Below are 4,368 nucleotides of genomic sequence, written 5' to 3' on the forward strand. Positions count from 1 at the left end.
GCCGGGCATCATGGTGGGCGCGTTCCTCACCTTCGTGCTGTGCATCGGCGACTACATCACACCGCAAATCCTCGGCGGCAACAACGAGCTTCTGATGCCGCAGTTGGTGATGATGCAGATCGGCCGTCGCGGCGACTTTCCGCTGGCCTCGGCGCTGTCGATCATCCTGATGGCGGTCGTCACCATTGCCTACCTCGCCTGCGCCCGCTGGCTGAAGATCGAGCGGGCCTGAGCATGCACAGGATTGTCCGCATCGCTTCGTGGATTTACGCGCTTGCCGTCTATGGCTTCATCTTCCTGCCGGTCGTCGTGCTGGTGCTGTTCTCGCTGCAATCGACCTCCTTCCCGATTCCGCCATTCACCGGCCCGTCGCTGCGCTGGTACGAGGCTGTTCTCTCAGATAGGCGGCTGACGTCGGCACTCGTCAATTCGCTGTCGGTCGCGGTGCTTTCCTCGGCCACCGCCGTCACGCTCAGCTTCCTTTCGGCCTGGGGTTTCGCGCGTTTTGTGCTGCCCGGCTCGGGTCTGCTGCGCGGGCTGATCACACTGCCGTTGACGGTGAGCTACCTCATCATCGGCATGGGGCTTTTGGTGCTGTTCAACTGGGCCGGCGTGCCGAAGTCGCTGCTTGCCGCCGGCATCGGCCATGTCGTGATCAACCTGCCGCTGTGTTTTGCCATCATCTACAGCCAGATGGGCGACCACCAGATCAACATCGAGCGCGCCGCACGCGATCTTGGCGCGCCTGAATGGAAGGTGCTGCTGCTGATCAGCGTGCCGGTGATGGCGCCGGCCATTTTCGCCGGCTTCTTCCTGTCGATGACCTTCTCCTGGGATGAGTTCGTTATCTCCTTCCTGCTCACCCGCTTCGACACCACGCTGCCGGTGGAAATCTGGAACCTGCTGCGCTCCGGCCTCAACCCCAAGACCAATGCCGTCGGGTCGCTCGTCTTTGCCGTCTCGATCGTGCTGGTGGTGTTCTTCGAACTGACCTTGCTGCGGAGAAAGCCGGCATGAACGCGCCCCTGGTCGATATCCGCGACGTCTCGCACCGCTTCGGCCAGCATCCCGTGCTGAAAAGCGTCTCGCTGACGATAGAGACCGGCAGCTATACGATCCTGCTCGGACCCTCGGGCTCCGGCAAGACGACGCTGCTCTCCATTCTCGGGGGCTTCGTCAACCCCAGCGAAGGCAAGGTTCTCATCCGCGGCCAGGACTGCACCTTCGTGCCGCCGGCCAAGCGCCCGACGACGACGGTCTTCCAGGATTATGCGCTGTTCCCGCATATGAGCGTCGGCGGCAATGTCGGCTTCGGCCTGCGCATGCAGGGTGTCGACGGCGCGACGCGGGCGGCAAAAGCACGCGAAGCCCTGGCACTGGTGGGGCTGGCCGCCGCCTTCGACAAGAAGCCGCACCATCTTTCCGGCGGCCAGCGCCAGCGCGTCGCATTGGCGCGCGCGCTGGTCATCGAGCCGGCAGTGCTCCTGCTCGATGAGCCGCTCGGCGCGCTCGACCTCAAACTGCGCCGCCAGATGCAGGACGAATTGAAGGCGATCCAGAAGCGCGTCGGCACCGCCTTCATTCATGTCACCCACGACCAGGAAGAAGCGATGGCGCTGGCCGACCATTGCGTGGTGATGAATGACGGCCGCATCGAGGACGAAGGGCCGCCCGAGCGCGTCTATGCCAGGCCGGCGACGCGCTTTTCCGCGACCTTCATGGGCGAGAGCACGATCCTTGCCGGCACGGTCGTGGAGACCGGGGACCGGACGAGCACCGTCGCGACGCCGGTCGGACCGGTGTTGCTGCCCAGTGCGTTGCCGTTGGGGTCGGCGGCCGCATTGGCCATACGGCCTGAGCACCTCGTGCTGGGCACGACTTCGGGTGGCACGAAGCTCGGCAAGGCGGACGTGAGCGACGTCGTCTTCCAGGGCAGTTTCAAGCGCATGCTTGCGACGTCCGTCGAAGAACCCTCCTTGCAGTTCATCGCCAAGCTGCCCGCTACCGCCACTGTCCGGCCGGGCGACACGGTGGCGATTTCGTGCGATACCGACCAGATCATCCTGCTGGCGGATTGAACATGGGCATGCTCGCGGTCATCGACGCACCGGACTGGTACGAGACCATCCGCATGGCCGACGGCATCACGCTGATCCACGAGCCCTGGATCAAGCCGTTCTTCCGCTGCAACATGTGGCATGTGCGCGGCCGCGACCGCGATCTCCTGTTCGACAGTGGTCTCGGCCATTTCAGCCTGCGCACCCATGTGCCCCTGGTGAGCGAGCGCAAGCTGACCTGCGTCGCCAGCCACACGCATTTCGACCATATCGGCTGCCACCATGAATTCCCCGATCGCTGCGTGCATGGGGCTGAAGCGGCAATCCTGGCCGATCCTCGCAACGAATGGACCGCTGCAGGTACCTATGCGACCGACGACATGTTCGACCGCCAGCCAAAAGGCTGGGAAACAGCACGCTACCGCATCCAGCCCGCGCCGGCCGGCCGTCTGCTCGCGCATGGCGACATCATCGATCTCGGCGACCGCGCCTTCGAGGTCGTCCACACGCCAGGCCATTCGCCCGGCGGCATTGCGCTGTACGAGAAGAAGACCGGCATCCTGCTGTCCGGCGACATCATCTATGACGGCCCGCTGATCGATGATGTCTACCACTCGGATATTTCCGACTACATGGCGACACTGCTCGCCATGCGCGATCTCGACGTCTCAGTCGTGCATGGCGGCCATTTCCCGAGCTTCGGAAAGGTGCGCTACCTCCAGTTGATCGACGAATACCTGGCGCGGAAGCGGCAGGCCGGCTGCCATCTGCGGCAGAGCCCTTGAGGGGCGAGTTTACCGCAGCAAGTCGAAATGCCGTGGAAAGGCCTGATGCAGCAGCAGCAGCATGGTCTTGCGCAGCACGTCGGTGTCGCGGCCGGACGGGTTGAGGTGATCCCAGTACCATGCTCCGTGAACGAGGTAATTCAGGCTCTCCGACAGCGTGTGGATGTCGACGCCGCCGTAACCCCCGTCGCGCGCAATCTCGACCAGCAGTTCCCGCGCTTCGGCGGTGTAGGCGAGATCGCTGGGCAGGCCGATTTCATTGTAAATCTGCATGCTCTTGCGGTCGCTGGAGAACACGACAAAGACCGACACCCATTTCGGATGCTGCCGGGCAAAGCGTTGCGCGCAGTCTACTGCTCCCAGCAGCCTTTCGACCGGCGTCAGGCCGGGCGCCCGCACCAGGGCGAGCCACAGCGCGTCATATTGATCGCTGAGATACTGAAGCACTGCCCTGAACAAATTCTCCTTGCTGCGGAAGTGAAAGACCACCAGGGCGTTGGACGAGCCGACATGCTCGGCGATACGCTGCATGGTGACGCTCGCCAGCCCCTCCTCAGCGATGAGCTCGATTGTGGCGTCGAGAATGCGCTGCACGCTGGCTTCGCCGCGCTCGCGGCGGCGGTCCTTGGGCGCGGCGTCATTGGCCGAAGCCCTGCCCTTGGCTGTCGCGACCGTGCGCTTTGCCGTAGCTTTGCGTTGCACCATCTTCGTCAATTTCCCTTGCATCGCCAGATCAAAGCGATGGGCGCGTTCCGGCGCTTGTGTACCATTGCCCCTGTGCCGTTTCATAGGCCATCGCGGCCCGGAAGACATCGGCATCGCTATAGGTGCGGCCGACGATCTGGAAGCCCGTCGGCACGCCGCTTGCCGCCCGCCCCGACGGCATGGAAAGCACCGGACAGCGGCTCATCATGTTGAACGGCGTCGTCATCACCCAGCCCAGCGAAGGGTTCACCTCTCTACCGTTGATCTCGACGGTTCCCGTGGTCTGGTCGAACTCCGCCGGCACCGCGGGAAGCGCGTTCGTCGGGCAGATCAGCACATTGTAGGTCTCCAGCAGCGGACCCAGCGTCTGATACATCCGTGCTGCCACATCCAGTGTCGCGACGAAGTCGGTGGCCTTGGATTTTTGCCCATCCTCGGCAAACCGCCTGGCATAGCTGGTCATGTCGCTGCCGTGCTCGGCAAGCAGTTGCGACAGCGAAGCGCCGAAAAGATGCTCCAGATAGGCCATTCCTGCCTTGAGCACCCCGTCATCCCAGCCGAGATCGACTTCCTCGACCGTTGCCCCAAGCGAGCGGAACACGTCGCAGGCGGCAAGCATGTTGCCGCGGACGTCGGCGTCGACCTCGAAAGAGCCCAGGTCCATCGAGAAGGCAATCTTCCAGCCCTTGATCGGCTGGTAATCGAGCGGCAGCCGCAGCTTCGGGCGAAGCGTGGCGATGTCGAGTGGACTCGGCCCCGCCATGACATTCTGCAGCAGGATCGCATCCCGGACGTTCCGGGCCAGCGGCCCGGTGTGGCAA

5 protein-coding genes and 1 pseudogene are annotated in these 4,368 nt (G+C 63.8%); 4 read left to right on the forward strand and 2 right to left on the reverse strand.

What is annotated here, in order from left to right:
* The 4 genes and pseudogenes from EOA36_RS28900 to EOA36_RS28915 form a co-directional block, all read left to right on the forward strand.
* Nucleotides 1-232 (forward strand): annotated as a pseudogene (locus EOA36_RS28900) (ABC transporter permease); the annotation flags it as partial.
* A 2-nt stretch (nucleotides 233-234) separates the two neighbouring features.
* Nucleotides 235-1,017, forward strand: a complete 783-nt coding sequence (locus tag EOA36_RS28905) for an ABC transporter permease (protein ID WP_127280418.1) — start codon at nucleotides 235-237, stop codon at nucleotides 1,015-1,017.
* Nucleotides 1,014-2,078, forward strand: a complete 1,065-nt coding sequence (locus tag EOA36_RS28910; protein ID WP_127280419.1) for an ABC transporter ATP-binding protein — start codon at nucleotides 1,014-1,016, stop codon at nucleotides 2,076-2,078. Before EOA36_RS28905 ends, EOA36_RS28910 begins: the two co-directional genes overlap by 4 nt.
* Before the next feature lie 2 nt (nucleotides 2,079-2,080).
* Nucleotides 2,081-2,842, forward strand: coding sequence for an MBL fold metallo-hydrolase (locus EOA36_RS28915; RefSeq protein ID WP_127280420.1), 762 nt, complete (start codon nucleotides 2,081-2,083; stop codon nucleotides 2,840-2,842).
* 9 nt (nucleotides 2,843-2,851) lie between these two features.
* Here EOA36_RS28915 and EOA36_RS28920 read toward each other — a convergent pair whose 3' ends face one another.
* Nucleotides 2,852-3,547 (reverse strand): TetR/AcrR family transcriptional regulator, encoded by a 696-nt coding sequence (locus EOA36_RS28920; protein ID WP_127280421.1) that lies wholly within the window; start codon nucleotides 3,545-3,547, stop codon nucleotides 2,852-2,854.
* A gap of 28 nt (nucleotides 3,548-3,575) precedes the next feature.
* Nucleotides 3,576-4,368, reverse strand: a 793-nt coding sequence (locus EOA36_RS28925) for an amidase family protein (RefSeq protein WP_145969355.1), incomplete at its 5' end; no start/stop codon positions are given.

The organism is Mesorhizobium sp. M8A.F.Ca.ET.021.01.1.1 (genome assembly GCF_003998025.1).
Classification (GTDB): domain Bacteria; phylum Pseudomonadota; class Alphaproteobacteria; order Rhizobiales; family Rhizobiaceae; genus Mesorhizobium.

Excerpts from the sequence above, each read along its gene's own strand:
- EOA36_RS28905 (WP_127280418.1), top strand. The coding sequence starts at position 235 with ATGCACAGGATTGTCCGCATCGCTTCGTGGATTTACGCGCTTGCCGTC.
- EOA36_RS28910 (WP_127280419.1), top strand. The coding sequence starts at position 1,014 with ATGAACGCGCCCCTGGTCGATATCCGCGACGTCTCGCACCGCTTCGGC.
- EOA36_RS28915 (WP_127280420.1), top strand. The coding sequence starts at position 2,081 with ATGGGCATGCTCGCGGTCATCGACGCACCGGACTGGTACGAGACCATC.
- EOA36_RS28920 (WP_127280421.1), bottom strand. The coding sequence starts at position 3,547 with ATGGTGCAACGCAAAGCTACGGCAAAGCGCACGGTCGCGACAGCCAAG.